The organism is Aquamicrobium segne (assembly GCF_042656785.1).
GTDB lineage: Bacteria > Pseudomonadota > Alphaproteobacteria > Rhizobiales > Rhizobiaceae > Mesorhizobium > Mesorhizobium segne.
In genome coordinates, this window is the sequence record NZ_JBHSLL010000025.1 from 124,505 (window position 1) to 148,248 (window position 23,744).

Sequence of the window (23,744 nt, forward strand, 5' to 3'; positions counted from 1 at the left end):
ATGCCGCGTTTGAAATCCACATCGGGAATCGTCCGGCGTGTGAAGAAGCTGTCGCTGCTTCTGCTCACCACCAGCATTTTTGTGCCCACAATTGTGGTTCAGGCGCAGGACATGGAACTGCGCAGGAATATGAGCGAGCCGCTTGTGCCTGATATTTTACGCGCACAGGATATGCGTGCTGCGATACGGCCAGCCCGGCCAATGACTGCTGCTGCAAATGACACAATTGATGACAATCGGGATGCACAACAAGGCATTGAACCGCTGGTGGATGCACCGCTGGATGAAGCTCCTCCCCCTCAGCCCCGTCCCGAGCCCAGCATCACAATCGAAGAGGCCCCAAGCACAGCCCCTGCAAACGCGCGTGAAATTTCCCTTGGTCTTGATGAAGAGGCGCGCCAAAACCTGCGCGAACCGCCGACCGGATCGATTGAACATATCGCCGCCGCGTCAGCAGATGAGGATTTTGCAGCACCGGGCGTAGCGCTTGGCACATTCCTGCTGCGCCCGATGATTGAACAGGGGCTGACTGCCACGTCCAATGCCGATGGCAGTGCAACAGGAAATTCCGCAATCATTTCCGAAACGACGTTGCGTCTGGGCGCCGATTCAAACTGGAGCCGGCACTCCGCGCAAATGACCGGCACCACCACATGGCGCAGATCGCTCTCGGGTCAGCATCTGAAGGATGTACGCGGCCGCCTTGATGCCGTGCTCGATCTCGATCTCGACCATGAATGGCAAGCCAGCGCCAGACTTGGCTATGAAGCAGCACCTCAATCAGCCTCTTCACCACTGGCCATTCCCGGTATTGCCTCGCAACCGACACGCCATCAGATCAATGGCGGCATCAGCGTTGAAAAATCCGTGGGCAAACTGCGGCTTGGCCTTTCAGGCGAAAGTGAGCGCAGCCTCTATCAGGATGCCAGGCTGGCTGGCGGTGGAACGCTTTCCCAGAAACATCGCAATTCCACACTTTATACGGCACGACTGCGCACAGGTTATGAAATTTCTCCTGCCCTCACGCCTTTCATGCAGATTGAAGGCGGCCGACGCCTTTATGATGAAGCCACCGATCCCGGCGGCTATCGCCGCTCCTCTGACCGGACAGGAGCCAGTATCGGCACCGAATTTAACCTGGGCGAAAAATTCAGCGGCGAAATTGCAGCAGGCTGGTTGCGTGAGAGTTTTGATGATGACCGGCTCAACCCCCTGTCTGCCGCCACGATCGACGCAAATATCAGATGGTCGCCACAACGCGGCACCGATCTTGGTTTGCGCGGCTCCACCAGCTTTGAAGGCGCAACCGCACCGGGTGAAAGCGGCTCGGTGCTGTACACCTTGCAACTGAATGGCCAGCGCCAGATTCGCGCCAATCTGATCGCTGATGCGTTGCTGGGCTTTGAATGGCGCAATTATAGCGGCTCCAATGAGCGCGACCTGATCTATACGGCACAGGCTGGCCTTACCTGGTGGATGAACCGCTATGCCGGGCTGACCATGCGCGCCCGCCATGAAACGCTCAACAGCAACATTGCCGGGCGCGATACCAGAACAAACAGCCTCTTTTTAGGAATAACGGGGCGGCGCTGATCTGCGCAGCCCCTCCATTCAGGTTTTATCTGGCAGGCTTTGTCAGGCAGGCTTGATTTCATCCAGCAGCGAGCGGATAGAAGCAGAAATTGTCGCGTTCAAATCCTTGCGCCACAGGGCAAAGGCCACATTGGCCTCGACAAAGCCTTCCGGCGAGCCGCAATCATAAGTGTGGCCCTCATAGCGATAGCCATAAAAGGATTGATCTCTGGCCAGACGCAGCATGGCGTCGGTCAACTGGATTTCACCGCCTGCCCCTTGTGTCTGTCCTGCCAGAATATCGAAAATCTGCGGCTGCAATATATAGCGGCCATTGATGTAGAGATTGGAAGGGGCTGTGCCCGGTTCCGGTTTTTCGACCATTTCCGTAATCTGAAAGCCGGTATGAGCCGTCTCACCGCGCCCGACAATACCGTATTTATGGGTCTCGGCCGGGTCACATTCCTGAACCGCAACGATATTGGAGCCGGTCTTTTCATAAAGCTCCACCATTGAGGCAAGGCAGCCTTTGCGCGACTGCATGATCATGTCGGGCAAGAGCAGGGCAAAAGGCTCATCACCCACCAGTTCGCGCGCACACCAGACAGCATGCCCCAGTCCCAGCGGCACCTGCTGGCGGGTAAAACTGGTCTGGCCCGGCAAAGGCTGAAGCTGTTGCAGGCGCTCCAGAACTTCAGTTCTTCCGCGCTGCTCCAGCGTGTCATAAAGCTCAAACTGAATATCAAAATGATCTTCAATCACCGCCTTGTTGCGTCCGGTGACGAAAATGAAATGCTCAATTCCCGCTTCGCGGGCTTCATCAACCACATATTGAATGACTGGCCGGTCCACCACCGTCAGCATTTCCTTTGGAATGGCTTTGGTGGCCGGAAGGAAGCGCGTGCCCAACCCGGCAACGGGAAACACAGCCTTTCTTATTTTCTTCATAGTTCAAGCATCTCACTTTCTCGATAATCTGCCGCCATATGGGTCATGCAATAGCATGGTGGCTTTGGAAAGACGAAAAACAAACTGTCAGAGCCTTCTTTGCTCTCTCGCCCACATGCTGAATTCTGCATCCATATTTTCGTTCCAAATCCAGCCTATGGTAAACCAAATCCTAACCCAATCTGGATATTGTCAGGCTTCCCGGCATATTTTCAGGAGAGTTGAATGTCCGATCACAAAGCCCGCCCGTTTTTGCGAGCCCTGACCGTGGCTGGCCTGTCATGTGCCTTGCTGTTACCGGCAGGCGCAGCTTTTGCCGATGCCGGTTTTCGTAAATGGGTCTCGGATTTCCGCAATACCGCCATCCAAAACGGCGTGTCCGGCGCCACCTATGACCGCGCCTTTCGCGGTGTGACTGAAATTGATCCGGTGGTGCTTGAAAAAGCCCGCTTCCAGCCCGAATTTACCGCTCCGACATGGGATTATTTCGACAATCGTGTTCACGATGAATCGGTTGCAACCGGGCGCGAAATGGCGCGCCAGTGGAAGCCATGGCTGGACCGCATCGAAAAACGCTTTGGTGTGGATCGCTATACGCTGCTGGCCATCTGGTCGATGGAATCCAACTATGGCGAAATCCTCAAGCGGCAGGATGTGATGCGCTCGGTGGTGCGTTCACTGGCCACGCTTGGCTATGGCGACAAGCGCCGTGCCAAATTTGCCCGGACCCAGCTCATTGCCGCCTTGAAAATTCTGCAATCTGGCGACATCGATGTCAGCCATCTCTCCGGCTCCTGGGCAGGGGCCATGGGCCACACCCAGTTCATCCCCACAAGCTATCAGGCTTATGCGGTGGATATGGACGGCAATGGCAAGCGCGACATCTGGACTTCTGTGCCTGATGCACTGGCGACAGCGGCCAATCTGCTGGCCAAGAACGGTTGGCAAAGCGGGCGCACCTGGGGCTATGAGGTGGTGCTGCCTGCTGGTCGCAAATTTCCCGCCGGTTCCATGTCGCTCAACAAATGGGCAGAAATCGGCGTGACCCGTGCCAATGGCAAAGCCTTCCCCAATGGCTCAGAACAGGCCGAATTGAAGGTGCTGGATGGCCGTCAGGGACCAGCCTTCTTGATGATCAAGAATTTCTCGGTCCTCAAGCGCTATAACAATGCCGATAAATATGCGCTGGCCGTTGGCCTGCTTGCTGACCAGATCGCCGGTTATGGCGGGTTGGTGCGGGACTGGAACCGCCCCTTCACCAAGCTCAGCTTTGGTGAACGTCAGGAATTGCAACAGCGCCTGTCCCAATATGGCTACTATACCGGAAAGTTCGATGGTAAGATCGGCTCTGGCTCAAGGGCGGCGATTATCGCTTTTCAGGCACAGGCGGGAATGCAGCAGGATGGCCACCCAAGCATGGAAGTGCTGTCACGGCTACGTAAAAATTAAAGCCTGTCTCTCGAACTGGAAGCCAGTTTCGAGGTAAAGACATGCGTAAAAACAAAGGCTTAAAGCGCATCGCGTGAATCTGAAAGAAAAGCGACACATTTTGGTTTCAGGGAGAGACGGCTTGACGAGGCCTCTGGCTCAACGGATCGCAAAATATGCAAGGCCCGTGCTGGCGGGCCTTGTTGTGCTGTCTCTTGGCGCAGGCGCAATTGTGCACACATCCTCTTTTGCCTATGCGCAAGACACTCAATTGCGCCCATGGCTGCGCAAATTGTTTTCACCACGCCGCGCCGAACGGGTCGAACCTCCTGCCAAAGTCCCACAACAGAAGAAACAAAAAGCCAAAACACCCCGCACCAGAAAGACCACCCCCAGCAAACCGGCGGCTCCCCCTGCCCCCACCATCGCAAAAGATGCAGATGCCCGCATTGTGCTGGTTGTCGGCGATTTCATGGCCAGTGGTCTTGCCGATGGGCTGACCACGATCTTTGCAGAAAATTCCACTGTGCGCGTCATTGACCGCTCCAACGGATCTTCCGGTCTTGTGCGTGACGATTATTATGACTGGCCCGGCCAGATCGGCGCCATACTCAAAGCAGAAAAACCCGCCGTCGTGCTGATCATGATGGGCTCCAATGACCGCCAGCCGATAAAAACCGGCGATACAAGCCAGGCACCGCAAACCGAAGGCTGGAAACAGGAATACAAAAAGCGCACCCTCGATTTCGGCCAGCATTTTACCAATGCAAAACTGCCTTTCTTATGGGTGGGATTGCCCTCTTTTCGTCCCGGAAGCATGACATCCGACATGCTGGCCTTGAACGAAATTTACCGCGATGCCGCTGAAAATACGGGCGGTGAATTCGTTGACATATGGGAAGGTTTTGTTGATGAAAATGGCGCTTTCATCTCCAGAGGCCCCGACATTAACGGCCAGCCGGTCGCGCTTCGCACCGAGGACGGCATCAACATGACACGCGCTGGCAGGCGCAAGGTGGCATTTTATACCGAAAAACCCCTCTTGAAGCTGCTTGGTCTGGCGTCTCCAAACGCAACAGCGGCAGAACCAGAACTGCTTGCACCTGCAACCGACAGTGTTGAGCATCCGGTCAATATTGATCGCACACAGCCCATGCTGCTCAACGATCCGGCGCTGGATGGCGGCATTGAACTGCTTGGCGCTTCGCTGCCCTTGGCAACAGCAACGACAGCACGTGCAAAACTTTCTGAAGAAAAAGGCAGAACGGATCAATCCGTGTCCGGCAGAGCCGATCATTTCAACTGATCAGCAGCCTTTTTTGCAGGCACAACACCCCTTTTAGAGCCATTGTGGCATCATGCCCCAATTGCTGCCGCCAATAACATGCATTATCAATGCATATTATTGGGGTGTCGTGAACCTGTGAAAAAAGCGACGCGCTTTAAAGCATGCGTAAAAACAAAGAACTAAGAACGCATTTTGCGGAGCCAGACATGACAGACCTCAACAGCCGCTACGGCCTGAACCCGCCCCATAGCGAAGTGGTCAATGCCTGCCAGCATATCCAACCTTGCAAGGCACTCGACATGGGCTGTTCCAATGGCCGCAATGCCCTGTATTTGAGCCAGTTGGGGTTTCATGTCACTGCCGTGGACAAAAATGCCAACGCCATCCAGATGCTGCAATCAATTGTTGAGCAGGAAGGCATCGCCAATATCGACGCGCGCGTTTACGACATCGATCAGGCCGGGCTGGATGCCGATTACGGCTTTATTGCCTGCACTGTAACCCTGATGTTTCTGAACCCGGACCGGGTTGAGGCCGTTCTTGCCGATATGCAGGATCGCACCTTGCCCGGCGGCTATAATCTGATCGTTTGCGCCATGGACACAGCCGCCCATCCATGCCCGGTCGGCTTTCCATTCATTTTGCAGGAAAACCAGCTCAGAGCGATGTATCAGGGCTGGGAAATGCTCAAATACAATGAAAATCTCGGCACCATGCACAATGGCGCACAATTGCAATTTGCCACCATGCTGGCACGCAAACCGGCATAGACAGCACGTCTCCAGAGAGTTTCATGAATACAGATGGCATCATCTAGAGCATTTTGTGAGTACAGACGGAAACGTCTTGCGTCGCAGAAATGCGGCTAAAACAAGAGATTAGAGCACCGTGCGTCCTGTCGGACGCACGGTGCTCTAAAGCCTGTCTCTCGAACTTAAGATCCAGTTTTGAGATAAAGACATGCGTAAAAACAAGCACTTAAAGAGAATCGCGTGAATCTGAAAGATTGCGACACGCTTTAATCAATCGTCTGGAGCGTCGACGTAAAGCTGGCCGCGATTGAGGACCGTTTCTATGGCGGCAATCATGGGATCATAATCCTGATCCCGCACAATTTCTTCCTGACCCCGATACTGCAATCGGCCCGTCAGTTCCTCATCAAGAAAATACGCCCCTGAAACCAAACGGCTGATGCGCCCAAAGCCCGCACCCAAAGCAGTCAATTCGGCAAGACCATCAGCGGGCGCATCATTGGGCAAGCCCTCGATATCGGCAAAGAATTGATCGGCCATATCGTCACGCAGCAGAAGCGCACGGGCAAGGTATTTATCGACCACCCCGGCTTCCTTTGCTGACGGCATGACACCTTCCGGATCACTAGGGATCAGCGCATCCGCAACCCAGACAAGACGTGCGTGCAATTGTTCAATTTTAGCCTCGATAAGCCTCTTCTTTTCCGCGTTTGTCGAAGCTTCCTTGATGGTTTCTTGCATAATCCTCTCCACTCCCAGCTCAGGACAAAGACTTTAAACTATTGTTTTTACTAATTTATTTGTCCTGAATCTGGTTTATAAATTTCAGATAAAGGCTTTAAGCAGTCTTTTGCTCACGCGCGTTATTGATTATGGCCTCAGTATTACGCAAGGCCAGTGCTGCAACCGTACCTGTGGGATTGACACAACTGGAGGTCGGCATGACGCTTCCGTCCATGATGTAGAGATTGGGCACATCATGGGTCTGGCCATAAGCATTAACCACGGACTTCGACGCATCATTGCCCATCACGCAAGCACCCAGCATGTGCCATCCCGATTCCCGCATGAGTGGCGCCTCGATGACCTCATAGGCACCAGCCTCTCGCAACCCTTGGGAAGCCATCTTTATGTTGAAGTCGACCAGCTTCCGGGTGTTGTCCGAATAACTATAAATAACCTTGGGACAAGGCATTCCATCGGCATCTTTCAGATCCGGGTCGAGGACAACCATATTACGTTCTTCGGGCAGATCTTCCGCCATGATCCCCCAGGAAATGGAGCGCCCGAAGCGACTTTTTAGCGTCTTGTGGAAATCCTTGCCCCAGTGGACATCATCAGCCCACGGGAATGGGCTGAAAGCATTGTGAGGCCCGCCAGTTCCCATCATTTGCCATTTGGCCCCGCGCACAAAACCAGTTTCCGGCCGCGTCTCGGCAAACTCCAGAGAATAGAGCCTTTGACCGAACGGCCCTTGCCAGGTCTCGAAGAAATCCTCAAAGAGTCCGGTCACAACGGAATAGGGATGCATCATCAGCCGCTTGCCAACCAGACCAGAACTGTTTGCCAATCCGTCACGATGAGAATTGTTGGCCGAATTGAGCAGCAGGCGCGTTGTACCCAGCGAGTTGGCCGAAACGATCACCACACCGCCACGAACAAAATGTTGCGTGCCATTGCTGCGATCCGCATAAACAACACCTGTCGCAAGCCCGCTTTCTCCCGTTTCGATACGCAAAACGCGCGCGCCGGTCACAAGCTTCACACCCAGTTGACGCGCGACCGGCCAATGTGTCCGATCTGGAGTAGCCTTTGCACCGTCAAAGCAGGACCACAGACAACGGCCACGACGCACGCAAGGCACAAGATTATTATGTTTAACAGTGGCAATGGCGTTCGATCCGGGCCACCAGTGCCATCCCAACCGGTCATGGGCTTCGATCATCTTCCACTCCATCGCGGTCAGATCGAAAGGAGGCAGTGGAACTTCATAATGCGGATAGGCCGGATCTCCTTCAATGCCTGAAACCGAGAAATCTGCGGAGACGCGGTCGTAGAACGGAGCCAGATCATTATAGCTTATTGGCCAGTCATCGGCCACACCATCCAGAGTTCTTACCCGGAAATCACTGGGCCGGAACCGATGCCAGCAGCCAGCAAACAACACAGATGAACCGCCGACGCCATTCCACATCTGCGGCGCCATTTCCGACTGGCTAAGATCGATGGGATAATCGCCTGCCCCGCCTCGATTGTTCGGATTGGAATCGAAATAACGATCCTTCATCAGTTCAAATTCCAGGCCGTTATAGCGCGCCAAGGTATAGTCAGGATAATCACCCTGTTCCAAGCAAATGACCGAGAACCCCGCCTCGGCCAGACGCTTTGCGGCTACCGCACCACTTGGCCCAGCACCGACGATGACGACATCAGCTTCTTTTTCGACGGCTTCTGCTTTCTCGTTCATGTCTTCGCCCTCTCGATCAACGGATTACGGTTTCACGGCGTTTGCGGCCTAATGCATCGACTGTATAGATAGCGGCAAGCAAGCTCTCGACAGACAGTTCGGCCGTTGTGGAATGGGTTGGCTCATTGTCGCCCAAAGCAGCGCGTGCTCCCCGTGCCAAGTCGTCATCAGAGGTATTTCCCAAGCCAAGATCTGCAAGTGTAGTGGGCAATCCAATATCTTCGCAGAATGAAAAGGCTTCCTCGATTTCCTCATTCGGACGCCCTTCCATCACCAGCAGGACGAGCACGCCATACGCAGCTTTTTCGCCATGCAACATGCTGTGCGTTTCCGGCAAGATGGACATTCCATTATGGAACCCGTGCGCGATCGAGCAGCCGCAGTTTTCAAACCCCAGACCCGACAGCAGCGTATTGGCTTCGATGATATTCTGGACGGCGGGCGTCAAGCGGCCATTCTCGGCGGCAATCTTGGCCGCACGTCCGTCATTCATGAGTGTCTCATGGCACTGGCGCGCAATGGCCAGCCCCGCAATCGGCGCACGATACCCACCGGCAATATAATTCTTGGTGCCAGCATCCCGGTTGGCGCGGGCCTCATACCATGTGGTCAGCGCATCTCCCATACCCGCAACAAGAAAACGCACCGGCGCTTCAATAACGACCTTTGGATCAATAATGACGAAGTCGGGATGACGTGGCAAATAGACCGAGCGGTCAGTGGAACCGTTTTCATGATAGCGCATGGCGATAGCACTGGTTGGCGCATCGCTGGACGCAATCGTGGGCACGATTATCAGGCGCAGTCCAAATTCCATGGCGACCAGTTTTGCCGTATCAACAGTCTTGCCGCCACCGACCCCGACGATCATCTGGACTGTGTTCTGCCTGGCGATTTCACTCAGTCGCTCCACCTCACCAGTCCAGCATTCCCCGCCAAACCGTTCCGCAGCAGCCTCGACACCAGCATCAGAAAAGCTTTTGTGGAGACGCTCACCGTAACGCTCGAGGATAAAACCATCCACGATCAACAGCGCAGATGTCCCAAGTGTTGCAGCATGTTGGCCAATACGATCCAACTCGCCGTCACGCTGAATATACTTGGCGCATCCACCATAAGCGCGTTCTGCCATTTGTGCCTCCTGCCAACAGGTTTTTTCTGGAAACCTGGAAAATGTGGTATGCTAAAGCGTGTCGTGATCTATCAGATTCACGCAACCTGCTTTAAGTATTTGTTTTTACGCATGTCTTTATCTCGAAACTGGTTCCCAGTTCGAGAGACAGGCTCTAAGAGGCCACGGAGAATAGACACTCCGTGGCCACCCAGATCATTTCTTATTTCAACGAAACAGATGAAATAAGCTAACCTGTTGTTTTAATAGACGTCCCGACCCCGAAACAGTGTCTTGATTTCAGGGTAAAGACTTTCATTATTGCAGCAGGCAAACATCACCGCACAGTCGTTCAAGTGCTGCCTGGCCTTGCGCAGCCCCTTCCTCCGGTGAGACCGTGCCAAGACCGACTTGCTGAACAATCTCGGCCAGAACGTCCATCACCTGAAAGTAATTCGGTATCAACGGCTTACTGTCAACACGGGTCAGGCTAAGCGCCATGGCATCCAGCAAGGAGGTATTGACACCATCCATATCCTTCAACTCCGCCCATGAGCTTTCACGGATCGGTACGCCTCCCTGTCCAGCTTCAAACAGAGCTGACTGCTGTTTCTTCTCGATCAGCCACTGGAGAAACAGGAAGGTTGCTTCAGGATTTTTGGAGCCTTGCGTGATGACGATCATTGACGGCTCTCCATCAGCAGAATAGCGGCTTGGATCCATGCCTTCCTTTACCGGAGGCGCATCATAGACAAAGCTGCCGTGCAAGGAAGAACCACCAGGCTTGTCAACACCAAGAACAAAATCCGAGAATGCCAATGTTTGAGCAGCAATACCGTTGCCCATCACAGTCGGAACGTCGATGATGGAATACTCTGCCGTTCCAGGCGGTGAATACTTCCATAGCTCGGCCCAATATGCCAGAGAATCAACAACTTCTTGCGTGTTGAATGCTGGCTTGCCTTCTGCGTCGACAATATCGCCACCAAAGTTGCGCAGGATACTGCCGATATAAAGCCACAGGCTGGTTACCCCTTTTAGCCCATCAAGCACAACACCGTAGAAGTCTTCAGTCAGCGGCTCGCCCATCAGTTCCTCGCCACGCTTGCGGGTAAAAAACTCACTGATGTCACGCATTTGTTCGAGCGTCTGGGCAGGCCCGAGATCGTAACCGTATTTTTCCTTGAACGCAGCTTTTTCACCGGCGTGATTAAGAAGATCGGCACGCGCCCAGTAGACCTGATTATAGTTCCAGTTGATGAAACCATATTGCTTGTCCTTGAAGAAAGCCAGGGTCTGGAACGGCCTCTGGATGAGGTCGTCAAGATCAAGATCCGGATTGGAAAGCTTCGGGTCGGCCACAAAATCATCAATCGAACGGATGGCCTCGGCATCCAGCATCGGTCCCATCTGTGCGCCGTGCAGCATGACCCCGTCATAGGCCCCGCCGCGCGAAAGCATGTCCGCCTGGCCCTTGTTGATCACATCGAGATGGCTCATTAACTCGTAGTTTACGATAATGCCTGTTTCCTTACTGAATTCCGGCACTACTTTCGCCAGCGCCTCCTGCATCGGCGTCACTTCATCCAGCACCGTGATCGTCACGCCAGCATAAGGCTTGGCTGCCTCGGCGTAATTGAATTCCTCAGCACTTAGTCCTGAAGTTCCCAACAAAACCGAGAACATGGTCGTCGCCATGGCCATGCTATGATATTTTGATAGAAAACGCATATTATTTCCTCCACTTTTATCTATGACACAGAATTTATTATTACTTACATTACATATTATAAATCCAATATTACTCGCGATCTTTATTCCAAGCAGAAAGACAATCTATATTTTATACTTTTATAATAAAATATATCAGCCCTTGACTGCCCCCATGGTCAGACCGCGAACAATATGGCGCTGCAACAAGACGACTACAGCAAGAACAGGCGTCAAGGCGATCACTGCAACAACGGCAACCTCACCCCAGCGCACGCCCTGGGCAGTAATCAGCTTTGGAATGGCGACAGGCAGCGTTTGAACCGACTTCCCGCCGAGCATGAATGCAAACAAGAACTCATTCCATGCAAAGATGAAGCAAAGGACGGACGTGGCAACGATACCGTTTCTAAGCAACGGGAAGATAATCTTCCAGAAAATCTGAAGCTTCGACCAGCCTTCCAGCGCCGCCGCCTCCTCCAGTTCCACGGGCAAGTCACGGCAGAAGCTGCGTAGCACCCATACATAGAAGGACAAGTTGAACGTCATATAGGCAAGGGTGAGACCAAAAAACGTATCAAGAAGTCCAAGATTTGAGTAGATCAGATAGAAAGGGATAACCAGACAGACGGGCGGCGCCATGCGGGTCGCAAGAATGAAAAGAAACAGGTCATCCTTTGCTTTCATCTCAAAGCGGGCGAATGCATAGGCTGCAGGCGTGCCAATCAGGACCACCATCAAGGTCGAAATCAGCCCAAGCAACAGCGATGTCAACATATTGCCCAGAAAGCCCTGCTCAATGATGTAATCGAAATTGGCAAGCGTTGGCGTAAAGAAGAATACTGTCGGCCGTGCAAACATGACGTCAGCCGGCTTGAATACCATTGTCACCAGCCAGAGGACCGGAATAAGAACGATGCAAGCATAAAAGACAGCCAGTATGGTCCAGAGTGCTTTTTCTCGCGCAGAAACCTTGTTCATGACCAATAATCCTCAGAATGCATTAAGCTTCTTCTTGGCAACCTGATAGAATATATTGCAGAAGATAAAGAATATAATCCAGACAACAACAGCCATTGCAGAAGCGTGACCGATATCCCAGAAATCGAAAGTCATCTTGTAGGCAAGAATACTGAGCGCCTCAGTCGAGGTTCCAGGACCACCGCGTGTGAGGATAAAAATAGTGTCAAATACCTTGAAGGCGTCGATGATGCGCAACAGACTGATGATGAACAGCAAGGGCGCCAACAGCGGCAGGGTCAGTTTGAAAAAGGTTCTGAACGGACCTGCGCCATCTACCGAGGCAGCCCGGTAAGGGCCTGACGGCAAAGCCTGGAGACCGGCAAAGAACGCCAGCATCATAAATGGAGTCCACTGCCAGATATCGATAAAAATCAACGCATACAATGCGTAATGCGGTGAGCCGAAAATCGACGCGTCAGTAACGATATTGAAACGCTCAATAACATTATAAGACAACACCCCCCATGACCCAGCCAGCATGATCTTCCACAAAAGGCCGACAACGACCGGCGCCATCATTGCTGGAATAAACAACAGTGGCACGATCAGTGAGCGTCCCACAACGCCACGGTTAAGGATGAGAGCGCCACCAAGGCCGAGGACGAATTGCACGGGGACAGCAATCAGAACGAATAGCCCCGAAACATACATCGCGTTCCAGAAGGTGGGATCCGTAAGCAGTTGAATATAATTATCGAACCAGACAAAGTTCTTGACCACGCCATAGCGCGCTTCGTGCAAGCTTAGGTAAACTGCATAAATAAAGGGAACCAGCGAGACTATGATCAACGTCAAGAATGTTGGCGCAATCAGGATATAGGGATACCAGTTTGTCTTCTTGGGGATGGCTGCCACCGACCTGGGGCTAGAAGCACCTGTGGCCGATGCATTTTGTATCACAATGCTCATAGCTGTTCCGGGCCTCGCTCATGAAATACGCCTGATATCAGATGGCTTTTAGGAGCGAGGGCCGTACCGTGTTCACCGTCAAACAGGAACAATCCGGCCGGAGAAATGTTAAATAAAATCTCGCTACCTATACTTTTTTCCATAGGGTCTTTGGTTTTTATCTTTACGATTTCACCATCACTAAGTTGAACTGTAACGATATAGTTCTTGCCAAAAGCTTCAACCGAGTAAAGAGAACCGGAAAACTTTCCATTACTGTTAATATGAATATCCGTCGGGTTAACACCGATATAGATATTCTTTCTGGTTCTATCTTGTACCAGTTCCTGAAGTAAAGGAGACAATTCCAGTTTCAGGCTGGCGCTCACAAAGGCAGCCTTTCCGGCTTCGCCCGACAATTCACCGCGGATGATATTGATTGGCGGGTCTCCAAACAATCTGGCCACCTTGATGCTGGCTGGATGTTGGAAAATTTCCTCCGGCGTACCGATTTGCTCGATACGGCCAGAATGTATAACGGCAACTTTATCACCAACAGACAGAGCCTCCAGACCGTCAGGTGTGCTCCATATTGAAGGATGCTGGCGCACGCTTAACATCCGGCGTATCTCGCCGCGCAATTTGTGGCGCAATTTGGCATCCAGATGCGAGATCGGCTCATCAAGCATCAACAGCCTGGGATCCTGGATTAAGGCGCGGGCCAGCGCAACACGCTGTTTCTGGCCACCGGACAAGGCCACAGGCAAACGCTCAACAAGATGACTGATCTCCAGAACAGACAGCAATTCGTCAAAGCCGATCGATGAAGACCCAAGCTCACGATTCCTGCCACGCGCCCGCAATGGCGAAAGAATGTTCTCACGCACGGTAAGATGCGGATAAAGCGCGTAGGATTCAAACATAAGCGCGACCCGCCGCAGACCGGGTGGCAGTCCAGAAATATCCTCACCGTCAATGCTCACAGAGCCAGCATCAGCATCTGTGAGGCCAGCAATGATACGACACAAGGTGGTCTTTCCTGCCCCTGACGGCCCCACAAGCGCAAGCACCTCGCCAGGCTTGACGGAAAGCGCAGCGTCTCTTAGGGCCTCGACATCTCCAAAGCGCTTGCTAAGGGCCGCCACCGACAATCCCTGCCATGACGTCTGATAATCCGGAACCAATTGTTCAGGGGCCTGTATAGTCATTGCACTCCCCCGGCAGCTTCCAGATTGGCCTGGCTTTCAGGATCAAAGAGATGAACGTGATCGGCAAGAATATCCACCCGCAGGCGATCATTCACGCGGTAGGAAGAGGGACCATCTATTTCTGCAACCAGCTTAAGCGGCACCGGTCCTTCAATCGTCAAGGTCAGCACATCCACATCACCGCGCGGCTCCCGATAAGACAGCCAGGCATTGGCGTCATGTGAATTTGCCGGCAACACAGACACATGCTCTGGCCGCACACCAACCACCAAGCCACCAGACCTGCGGCTCTCCACGACCTTGCTGCGCTGGGACGACAGCGTCAGCGCCAGACCCGGAACCCCGATATCAATGGTTTTTCCATCCTCAATACGGGCTTCCAACAGATTCATCGGCGGCTCGCCTATGAAGTTGGCGACAAAAATATTGGCAGGGCGCAGATAAAGCTCGCGGGGCGTCGCAACCTGCTGGAGTTTCCCACCGTCCAAAATAGCGATTCTGTCAGCCATGGCCGTGGCTTCGTTCTGATCATGCGTGACCAAGATCGAGGTCAACCCCCGCGACTTTTGCAAACGCGAGATTTCCGAGCGTAGATATACGCGCTGATCGCCATCAAGATGAGACAACGGCTCATCAAACAGGACCAGGTCAGGCTCCCGGATCAACGCACGACCGATAGAAACGCGCTGCTGCGCCCCTCCTGAAAGGTCCCGGACCGACTGCTTTCGGATAGCTTCAAGACCCAACATGGCAGTGATCTCGCTCACACGCCGGTCCAACTCATCCGCCGCCACGCGCTGCACAGTCAGTGGAAAGCCGATATTGTCTTCAACACTCAAATTCGGATAGAGACAATAGTCCTCAAACACCATGGCAACGTTGCGTTGCGCCGGAGGCAAGGCCGAAATAGGCCTCCCGTCAAAGAAAATCTCACCTGAAGTCAGATCCTCCAACCCGGCGGCCATTTTCAATGTCGAACTCTTCCCGCAACCAGACGGGCCGAGCAAAGCAAGCATCTCGCCCTCATTGCAGGACAGATCCAAACTATCGACCGCAGGCATCTGCCCAGCCACATATTGCTTGCTGACCTTTTGGAATTCGACAACAGCCATCGAATATCTCCACAAATTACCAGGTCAATCCTGGTAATAACCAAAGTATTTTAAATACAACCAAGAAGAGAACAGCTATTCGTTCTCTATCAGCTCTATCTTATAGCCGTCAGGATCACTCACAAACGCGATTTTTGCAGTACCACCGATCACAGGTCCCGGCTCACGAAGAATGGGCACACCAGCAGCGCGCAGATGCTCCACAGTTCCAACGAGATCATCGACACCTATGGCCATGTGACCATAGCCCGTCCCGCCATCATACGGATCGACAGCATCCCAATTATGCGTCAGTTCGATCTGTGAGCCCGCATCCGCACCTTCAAATTGGATGAAATATAAAGAGAACCGCTGATCTGGAAATTCCAGCTTCTCAACAAGAACCATTCCAACAATGTCAATATAAAACTTCAATGACTGAACAGGATCAGAAATCCTGATCATGGTATGCAGTAATTTACTCATAATCTCCACCCATTATAGTTCTTATAAATTATGCAAATCTAAAATTATTTATACGACTGCATAAAAGTAAAAGAACTTTGTACGAAACAAGGCAACATCAGCGCATTCCTTATACTTGCGCAAATTACCCTTAAGAATCCCATCCCATCTTTGTATTCAATCATAGCATCCGTGAATACGATTGTCAACATAATGCATGCAAATCGCAATATAAATATCTGAAGCATCAGATACAAAAGCGGAATTGCCCTTCAAGCCATCCCGATATTCACTCGCGGCATCAGAATAGGCTTTGTGCGCCCAATTTGATACACAACACCATCACAAAAATACTTGCCACCTATTGGCGACGTGCTTGCGATAGACAGAAATATACTTATCTCTGTCTTATTATTACTTATACCGGCTCATTTTCAAAAACCGGCCTTTGGGTTGACCTGATGCAAGGGCTCCAGCCCTGCATTTACCCTGCGGATATTTTCGGCAACATTCTTGGCGGCGCTGGTCGGCACTGTGATGCTGGCCAAGTGGGGCGTGATATAGACATTTTCCATTTCCCAGAATGGATGATCCGGCTCCAGCGGCTCCTTGATGAACACATCGAGCGTCGCTCCACCCACCTGCCCCGAGCGAAGGGCGTCGATAAGAGCTGCCTCATCCACCACATCGCCACGTGAAGCGTTGATGAAGTTGGTGCCCGGCTTTAGAGCCGCAAACACGCTGGCATCAATCAACCCGCGCGTTTTGGGCGTCAGCGGCATCATATTGACCAGAATATCCAGATCGCCGAGAAACGAGGTCCACTGCTCAGGATCGCAAACCGTCTTCACTGCGGGCAAATTTTTCGGTGACAGGTCCCAGCCGCGCACGTCAAAACCCGTCTGCGCCAACCCTTGAGCGACCTCAGAACCAAGCGTTCCCAGCCCAAGAACACCAACCTTGATCTGATCAAGCGGGGTCGGATGAATATAATGCCATTCCTTGCGCCGCTTGGCAGCTTCAAAGGCCGGCATATCCCGCGCATAGCGAATAACGGCAAAGGTTACATAGCTGCGCATCAAGGCAAGCATGCCATCATCCGAGAGGCGGCAAATCGGCAAATCCGGCAAATCATTACGCCCAACGAGGGAATCGACCCCTGCCCCCAGATTCACCACCAGCTTCATATTCTCAAAGGACTTGAAAAAGCCTTCAGGCGGCTGCCAGGCCAGCGCATACAAAACATCAGATGGATTGCCCACATCCGGATAAACACGAATATCCAGATCGGGAAGATAAGCCCTGAGCGCCTGTGTCCATTCGTCCGGATCATCAAACTTGGAGTAAAAGACCAGCGCTCCCAGCTTTTCGTCGTTTTGTGAATCTGCTTCTAAAAGGGATGAATCTAAAGACATTAATTACCTACCCAAAGCATCTGCGAGTACAGATGGTGCCATCTGACGTCGCAAGAATGCAGCTAAAAAACAGATAGAGCGCTTTATGCGTTCGACAGGACGCCCGTCGCTCTATTTCCTGCCGATCAGGGCCTGACAGAGTGTGTCACCATCTTTCAGCTTTGCCTGAACGCCTTCCCAAGAGAAATTGAGCATGTATGTTGGGCAAAGGAAAATACTTTTATCTAGGTAACAAGATAGGTCCTACCTATGCAGATATCGCTACGAAACCTCAACTATGTTGTCACCACCGCCCAGATGGGCAGCGTCACTTCTGCCGCCAAAAATCTCAACGTCTCCCAGCCGACAATTTCCGCCGCTATTTCCCAGATGGAAGCAGAACTCGGTGTTCCGTTATTTGTGCGCCATCATGCCCGTGGCATGACCCTGACGGCTTCCGGTCGCAGACTGGTCAATGAGGCCCGCTTGCTGCTGAGCCACGCACATAACTTTGAACGCAGCATGCAATCGATCAATAGCAGCACTGTCGGCGAGATCATGATCGGCAGCTTTACAACACTTTCAACACGCTTCATGCCAACCCTCCTCAGCGGTTTTGCCCAACAGGTTCCCGGCATTTCAGTCAATCTTGAGGAAGGCAACCAGCAGGAAATTGTCGAGGGTCTGCTTTCGGGTCGTCTGGAATTTGCGCTGTCTTATGATTATGCCCTGCCCGATGAAGTGGCAAAACAAAGCCTCATCGAACTGCCGCCATATGTGCTTGTGGCGGCAGACCATCCGCTTGCCATGCAAGACAGTGTCAGCCTTCAGGAACTTGCTACAGAGCCTTTCATCCTGCTCGACCTGCCGCATTCACGCGAATATTTCTTCAATCTGTTCCTCATCTGCAAAATTGAACCCCGCGTGGTCTACCGCTCGCACTCTTATGAGTTGATACGCGGGCTTGTCGGGCACGGTCACGGCTTTACGATCCATAATGCCATACCCAGCACGACCGTCGGTTATGACGGTTCGAAAATAGCCGTATTGCCCATTCGCGAAACACTGCCTCCGGTGCATGTCGTCAATCTGCATCTGCGCCGCCAGCCCATACGCCCTGCGGTGCAGGCTTTTGCAAATTATCTTCGTGAGGCTTTTCTCCCGGGCGGCTTGCTCCACCAGACACAACCCTATTAAAGATTTTTTTGTTTTTTTTGGAAATAGGGAAATTATCTAACCTTTTGCTTTAAAACAGTTTATTTGATTTTATACACCTCTATCTGACAGAGAAATGCGCTAAAAATATCTGATCGCCTGGTTTCGAAGATCGGCAATCATCGCCCCCGTGACTTGCCTCCCGATTTGACCCCATGACTTGATTTGAGCAAATCATGTATATAGCTGGGATTAGAGTATGATGATTTTTTCTTGAACCGTCATCATGCTCTAGGGAGGGCCTGAAACAGGGTTTGTGGGTGCTCAATTGCGCAATGGTGATGTTCAGATGCAGTCGATGCTTGCAGTCAACGGCTTAGTGCGGCGACTGGGACCTGGTTTCACACTTGGCCCCATCGATTTGTCGATCGAGGCCAGACAGATCGTGTGCCTGGTCGGCCATTCCGGCTGTGGTAAATCAACCCTTCTACGCCTCATTGCCGGTATTGAGCGACCCGGCAGCGGCACAATCGGGCTCAATGGCAAGATACTGGCCGGGCCGGACAGGTTCGTTGAGCCGGAAAAGCGTAATATCGGCTTTGTCTTTCAAGACTATGCGCTGTTTCCCCATATGACGATAGAACAGAATATCCTGTTTGGGTTGCGCAAGCGCCCCCGCAAAGAGGCGCAGACACGTGTTGCCATGCTGCTGGAACTGACCGCGCTGACCGCCATGGCCGATCGCTATCCGCATATGCTGTCGGGCGGCGAACAGCAACGTGCCGCACTGGCGCGCGCTCTGGCCCCCGAACCCTCCATCGTCTTGATGGATGAACCTTTTTCCAACCTCGATCGCGACCTGCGTGAGCGTTTGCGCCATGACACGGTTGCACTTTTGCGGCAGACACACACCACAGCCGTCATCGTCACTCATGATGCAGAAGAAGCCCTGTCTATCGGCGATCGCATCATCTTGATGAAATCAGGCCAGATCATCCAGCAAGGCAGCAGCCGGGATTTGCATGACCAGCCGGTCGATCGCTATTCGGCGGAGTTTTTCAGCAGTTTCAATCGGGTTCCCGGCTCTTACCGCGACGGCAAGCTGCATACAGCCATTGGCGCCTTCCCCTGTCAGCTTGATCTGGCCGAAGGCAGTCAGGCGCTGGCTTTCATCCGGCCGCAAGCCGTGTGTCCCTGCCTGTCTTTTGATGGATTGAGCGGGTCGGTCCTCGCCCATAGCTTTCGAGGCGAGATAGAGCAGTTTTCGCTTGGCGTTGAGGGGCTGGAAAAGCCACTGGTCATGCGCACCACACAGCGCCTTACCCCTCATAAAGGCATTTTGCGTTTCAGGATTGATCCGCAAACCATCCTTTTCTTTCCAGCAGCCGGACAAGACGCAAGCAATAGCCAAGCCGCCTGAGCTTCCACAACCCTAACTTGACTATTATACTCATAAATGCTTCCTGCTTGGATGCCAACAACATCCACAGGACATTTTTTATGCGCAAGCTCATCCTCAAGACGACCCTTCTGGCCGCCACATACTTGCTTGCTCTTGCCAATACGGCATCAGCCGCGGAAGAAGTGAACATCTACACCACACGCGAACCCGGTCTGGTCCAGCCATTGCTTGATGCGTTCAGCGATTCCACAGGCATCAAGGTCAACACCGTGTTCCTCAAGGACGGTCTGGCCGAGCGCGTCGCCTCCGAGGGCGAAAGTTCACCTGCCGACATCCTGATGGCGGTCGATGCAGGCAATCTCGTTGATCTGGTCGACAAGGGCGTAACCCAGCCGGTTGAATCCGAGATATTGAATGCAGCTATTCCCGCCCAGCTTCGTGATGCTGAAGGAAACTGGTTTGGTCTGTCGATGCGCGCCCGCGTAGTCTATGCGGACAAGGATCTTGAAATCGACGCCATTACATATGAGGACTTATCGGATCCGAAATGGGCGGGCAAACTTTGCCTCCGTTCCGGCCAGCATCCCTATAATACGGCCCTGTTCGCCGATTATATTGCCCATTACGGCGCCGAAGAAACTGAAAAATGGCTGACCGGCGTGAAGAACAATCTGGCGCGCAAGGCCGCAGGCGGCGACCGTGAGGGCGCCAAGGATATTTTGGGCGGCATTTGCGATATTGCCGTTGCAAACTCCTATTATGTGGGTCTGATGCGCTCCGGCAAAAGTGGTGACGAGCAAAAGCAGTGGGGCGAGGCCATCAAGGTCTTGTTGCCGACCTTCAAAAATGACGGCACCCATGTGAATATCTCGGGAGCTGCCGTCGCCAAACATGCTCCAAATCAGGAAAATGCCGTCAAGCTTTTGGAATATCTGGTTTCAGATGACGCACAAAAGGTCTATGCCGAGGCAAATTATGAATATCCGGTCAAGCCCGGTATTGCGGCAAATTCGATTATTGCAGAATTTGGCGAATTGAAGATCGATTCCAAGCCACTGGCCGAGATTGTCGCCAACCGCAAGGTCGCCAGCGAGTTGGTTGATAAGATCGGTTTCGATAATTGACAGGCAGATGACAAACAGGAGTATGGCGTCCATTCAGGGCGCCATACTGTTTTCATGACCATAAAACCGGAACATGATCGACAAAACAGATCGCGGCGCTCAGGCGCCGCCTGGCTTGTCATCGCAGGCTTGACCGTCTTTTTTGTAATATTGCCGTTTCTTGCTCTAGCTTTCGAGGCCATGAGCGGCTCAGAAGGACTATGGTCTCATCTTGTAACGACCATTTTCCCAGTCACGCTGCGCAACACGCTGGTCCTGCTTGCCGGGGTTGGTGTGCTGGTGGCGTTTTTAGGAACCGGAACAGCCTGGCTGATCACGGCCTATGAATTTCCCGGACGGCGCATATTGGAATGGGCGCTGCTGCTGCCTCTGGCCGTACCGACCTATATCGTTGCCTATGCCTATCTCGATATATTGCATCCAATCGGCGTCGTTCAGGAGGCGGTTCGCACACTTTTAGGCTATTCCAGCCCGCGCGAATTTCGCCTGCCCGATGTCCGCTCGATGGCAGGCTGCATTATTTTGCTGTCTTTCGTGCTCTATCCTTACGTTTATATTGCCACACGGGCCATGTTCCTGACCCAGCCTGCCAGCCTGATCGAGGCCTCTAGAATGCTGGGCGTCTCACGCCGCGCCATATTCTGGCGGATTGCCCTGCCGCTGGCCCGCCCGGCCGTTGCCGTAGGCATGAGCCTGGCTCTGATGGAAACACTCAATGATATTGGCGCCGTCGAATTTCTGGGCGTACGCACACTGACCGTATCGATCTACACAACATGGATCACCCGTTCTGATCTGCCCGGTGCATCACAGATCGCCCTGTCGCTTTTGTTCATTGTGGTAGCCATTGTCGCGCTGGAGCAATATGCGCGTCGGCGACAACGTTTTGCTGCCGGTGTGCAGCGTGGCGGCAAAAACTTTGGTCGTCAGCATGTATCGACAGCGTCAGGTCTGCTCATGATGACCATCTGCTTTATCCCCATTCTGATCGGCTTTATCGGGCCCGCACTTTATTTGATAACCGAAACCTATGCCCGCCTTGGTTATGCCGGTGTGCCGCCACGGTTTTTAACGAATGTTTCAAGTACGGTTTTTCTTTCAGCCACAGCCAGCATACTGACACTGGCATTGGGCGCAGCCACAGCCTATGCAGCCCGCATTCGACCCGGAGGTTTTTCCGCCACCCTCTTCCGGCTCTCCACAATCGGCTATGCCGCGCCCGCCACCATCATCGCCATCGGATTGGTGATCGTGCTTGGCGCCTTTGACCGCACAGTCAATACATGGGCAAATTCGTGGTTTGGAATGTCCACCGGCCTCATTTTTCTCGGCTCTGGCGCGGCGCTGATTTATGCCTATACGGTGCGCTTTCTTGCCATTTCAGCAGGCGGCATGGCGGCAGGCTTAAGCCGCATTCCCCAATCTCTGGACGAGGCTTCGCGCAGCCTTGGCGAAACCGCTTCCGGCACGCTGTGGCGCGTGCATCTGCCGTTGTCCAAAACCTCTCTTGCAGCCGCAGCCCTGCTAATATTCGTTGATTGTGTCAAGGAACTGCCCGCAACCTTGTTGTTGCGGCCCCTTAATGTCGAGACATTGGCAACTCATCTTTATGGGGAAGCTGCACGTGGCACTTATGAAGAGGCGTCGATTTCAGCGCTGGCCATTGTGCTGATCTCCTTGCTGCCGGTGATTTTTCTATCGAGGGTGGGCAGGGAACTTGATCAGCAACGGGAAAACATCACACCGTCGGGCCTTGGACTGGTGAATACTTAGAGCATTTTGCAGTCAGACGGAATCGTCTGGCGTCGCAGAAATGCGGCTAAAACAAGAGATTAGAGCATTTCATCCGTTTCCATGAAAACAAGAAATGCTCTAGGGTCGAAACCCAATCAGAGTATTGCGTAAATTTTTGAAATCAGATTCTGTGCATGTACAGACATGATGGAGAGGCTGATGAGTGGACTTTTCTGGTTGAGCGATGAGGCCTGGGCAGTGATTGAACCACACTTACCGACGAACCAACCCGGAGCCCGTCGCACTGATGACCGTCGGGTTATCAGTGGTATCATTCATGTGCTGCGTTCGGGATGTCGGTGGCAGGATTGCCCCTCCTGCTATGGCCCCCCAACAACAATCTATAACCGTTTCCACCGCTGGTCAGCGCGGGGCATATGGCGGCGCTTGTTTGATGCTCTGGTGCAAACGAGTGATCGCGATCTCCACATGATCGACAGCACCACAGCCAAGGCCCATCGATCAGCAGCAGGCGCAAAAGGGGGGCGCATAATCAGGCTATCGGTCGCTCGCGCGGCGGCAGATCGACAAAAATCCATGCTGTTGTCGATAGCCGAGGCCGTCCTCTCGCCTTCACCATAACGCCAGGGCAGCGGGGGGGGACGCGCCTGTTGCCATGCCCTTGCTCTCATCCCTGCCACCCAGTCGCCTATGCGCTGCAGATACCGCTTATGACAGCAATGCCCTGCGCTCCTTCCTTATCGCGCGAGGCACCGAGCCGGTGATCCCCAACAATCCAACCCGAAAGAATATCCAGCCCTTCGATGCCCAGGCATACAAGCGCAGAAACATCATCGAGCGCACATTCTGCCGCCTCAAGGACTGGAGACGCATTGCCACAAGATATGACAAGCTTGCTGTCAACTTCGCAGCAACATGCTACTTGGCCGCTATCTGCATATGGTGGTCATGATTGAGTCTCGA

Annotated in this window: 19 protein-coding genes and 1 pseudogene; 9 read left to right on the forward strand and 11 right to left on the reverse strand. The window is 53.0% G+C overall.

The window, feature by feature from the left end; genetic code table 11:
- The gene (locus ACFPLB_RS09280; protein WP_378229066.1) at positions 1-1,593 is read left to right on the forward strand and encodes an outer membrane beta-barrel protein; all 1,593 of its coding nucleotides are present in this window, start codon (positions 1-3) and stop codon (positions 1,591-1,593) included.
- A 42-nt stretch (positions 1,594-1,635) separates the two neighbouring features.
- Here ACFPLB_RS09280 and galU read toward each other — a convergent pair whose 3' ends face one another.
- Positions 1,636-2,520, reverse strand: a complete 885-nt coding sequence (galU, locus tag ACFPLB_RS09285) for a UTP--glucose-1-phosphate uridylyltransferase GalU (RefSeq protein ID WP_378229067.1) — start codon at positions 2,518-2,520, stop codon at positions 1,636-1,638.
- A gap of 225 nt (positions 2,521-2,745) precedes the next feature.
- Here galU and ACFPLB_RS09290 point away from each other — a divergent pair, with 225 nt between their 5' ends.
- From ACFPLB_RS09290 to tehB, 3 genes are all read left to right on the forward strand, one after another.
- The gene (locus ACFPLB_RS09290) at positions 2,746-3,969 is read left to right on the forward strand and encodes a lytic murein transglycosylase (protein WP_378229068.1); all 1,224 of its coding nucleotides are present in this window, start codon (positions 2,746-2,748) and stop codon (positions 3,967-3,969) included.
- Positions 3,970-4,090: 121 nt separating this feature from the next.
- Positions 4,091-5,254 (forward strand): SGNH/GDSL hydrolase family protein, encoded by a 1,164-nt coding sequence (locus ACFPLB_RS09295; protein ID WP_378229069.1) that lies wholly within the window; start codon positions 4,091-4,093, stop codon positions 5,252-5,254.
- 188 nt (positions 5,255-5,442) lie between these two features.
- Positions 5,443-6,006: a tellurite resistance methyltransferase TehB gene (gene tehB / locus ACFPLB_RS09300; protein ID WP_378229070.1), complete on the forward strand. Its 564-nt coding sequence runs from the start codon at positions 5,443-5,445 to the stop codon at positions 6,004-6,006.
- A 252-nt stretch (positions 6,007-6,258) separates the two neighbouring features.
- Here tehB and ACFPLB_RS09305 read toward each other — a convergent pair whose 3' ends face one another.
- From ACFPLB_RS09305 to ACFPLB_RS09350, 10 genes are all read right to left on the reverse strand, one after another.
- Complete coding sequence (locus ACFPLB_RS09305; RefSeq protein WP_378229071.1) at positions 6,259-6,729, reverse strand: hypothetical protein; 471 nt, start codon at positions 6,727-6,729, stop codon at positions 6,259-6,261.
- Positions 6,730-6,826: 97 nt separating this feature from the next.
- On the reverse strand, positions 6,827-8,455 hold the full coding sequence (locus tag ACFPLB_RS09310; protein ID WP_378229072.1) for a GMC family oxidoreductase: 1,629 nt from the start codon (positions 8,453-8,455) through the stop codon (positions 6,827-6,829).
- A 16-nt stretch (positions 8,456-8,471) separates the two neighbouring features.
- On the reverse strand, positions 8,472-9,587 hold the full coding sequence (locus ACFPLB_RS09315; protein WP_378229073.1) for a glycerol dehydrogenase: 1,116 nt from the start codon (positions 9,585-9,587) through the stop codon (positions 8,472-8,474).
- Positions 9,588-9,884: 297 nt separating this feature from the next.
- Entirely contained in the window at positions 9,885-11,297 is a 1,413-nt protein-coding gene (locus ACFPLB_RS09320) for an ABC transporter substrate-binding protein (RefSeq protein ID WP_378229074.1), read from the reverse strand.
- A gap of 135 nt (positions 11,298-11,432) precedes the next feature.
- Positions 11,433-12,257, reverse strand: coding sequence for a carbohydrate ABC transporter permease (locus ACFPLB_RS09325; RefSeq protein ID WP_378229075.1), 825 nt, complete (start codon positions 12,255-12,257; stop codon positions 11,433-11,435).
- A gap of 12 nt (positions 12,258-12,269) precedes the next feature.
- Positions 12,270-13,208, reverse strand: a complete 939-nt coding sequence (locus ACFPLB_RS09330) for a carbohydrate ABC transporter permease (protein ID WP_378229076.1) — start codon at positions 13,206-13,208, stop codon at positions 12,270-12,272.
- Complete coding sequence (locus tag ACFPLB_RS09335) at positions 13,205-14,395, reverse strand: ABC transporter ATP-binding protein (RefSeq protein WP_378229077.1); 1,191 nt, start codon at positions 14,393-14,395, stop codon at positions 13,205-13,207. Before ACFPLB_RS09335 ends, ACFPLB_RS09330 begins: the two co-directional genes overlap by 4 nt.
- Positions 14,392-15,507, reverse strand: a complete 1,116-nt coding sequence (locus ACFPLB_RS09340; RefSeq protein ID WP_378229078.1) for an ABC transporter ATP-binding protein — start codon at positions 15,505-15,507, stop codon at positions 14,392-14,394. Before ACFPLB_RS09340 ends, ACFPLB_RS09335 begins: the two co-directional genes overlap by 4 nt.
- A gap of 75 nt (positions 15,508-15,582) precedes the next feature.
- Complete coding sequence (gene gloA / locus ACFPLB_RS09345; protein ID WP_378229079.1) at positions 15,583-15,972, reverse strand: lactoylglutathione lyase; 390 nt, start codon at positions 15,970-15,972, stop codon at positions 15,583-15,585.
- A gap of 413 nt (positions 15,973-16,385) precedes the next feature.
- A complete protein-coding gene (locus ACFPLB_RS09350; RefSeq protein WP_378229080.1) occupies positions 16,386-17,366 on the reverse strand; it encodes a 2-hydroxyacid dehydrogenase in 981 nt (326 codons plus the stop codon).
- A 249-nt stretch (positions 17,367-17,615) separates the two neighbouring features.
- On the opposite strand from ACFPLB_RS09350, the gene ACFPLB_RS09355 reads away from it, so the two are divergent.
- The 5 genes and pseudogenes from ACFPLB_RS09355 (at position 17,616) to ACFPLB_RS09375 (ending at position 23,733) form a co-directional block, all read left to right on the forward strand.
- Positions 17,616-18,542 carry a LysR family transcriptional regulator gene (locus ACFPLB_RS09355; RefSeq protein WP_378229081.1) on the forward strand — a complete coding sequence of 309 codons (927 nt, stop codon included), beginning with the start codon at positions 17,616-17,618 and terminating at the stop codon, positions 18,540-18,542.
- A 307-nt stretch (positions 18,543-18,849) separates the two neighbouring features.
- Entirely contained in the window at positions 18,850-19,920 is a 1,071-nt protein-coding gene (locus tag ACFPLB_RS09360; RefSeq protein WP_378229082.1) for an ABC transporter ATP-binding protein, read from the forward strand.
- Positions 19,921-20,000: 80 nt separating this feature from the next.
- Positions 20,001-21,026, forward strand: a complete 1,026-nt coding sequence (locus ACFPLB_RS09365) for a Fe(3+) ABC transporter substrate-binding protein (protein ID WP_378229083.1) — start codon at positions 20,001-20,003, stop codon at positions 21,024-21,026.
- A gap of 54 nt (positions 21,027-21,080) precedes the next feature.
- The gene (locus ACFPLB_RS09370) at positions 21,081-22,799 is read left to right on the forward strand and encodes an ABC transporter permease (protein WP_378229084.1); all 1,719 of its coding nucleotides are present in this window, start codon (positions 21,081-21,083) and stop codon (positions 22,797-22,799) included.
- Positions 22,800-22,979: 180 nt separating this feature from the next.
- Positions 22,980-23,733, forward strand: a pseudogene (locus tag ACFPLB_RS09375) (IS5 family transposase).
- Positions 23,734-23,744: the final 11 nt, after the last annotated feature.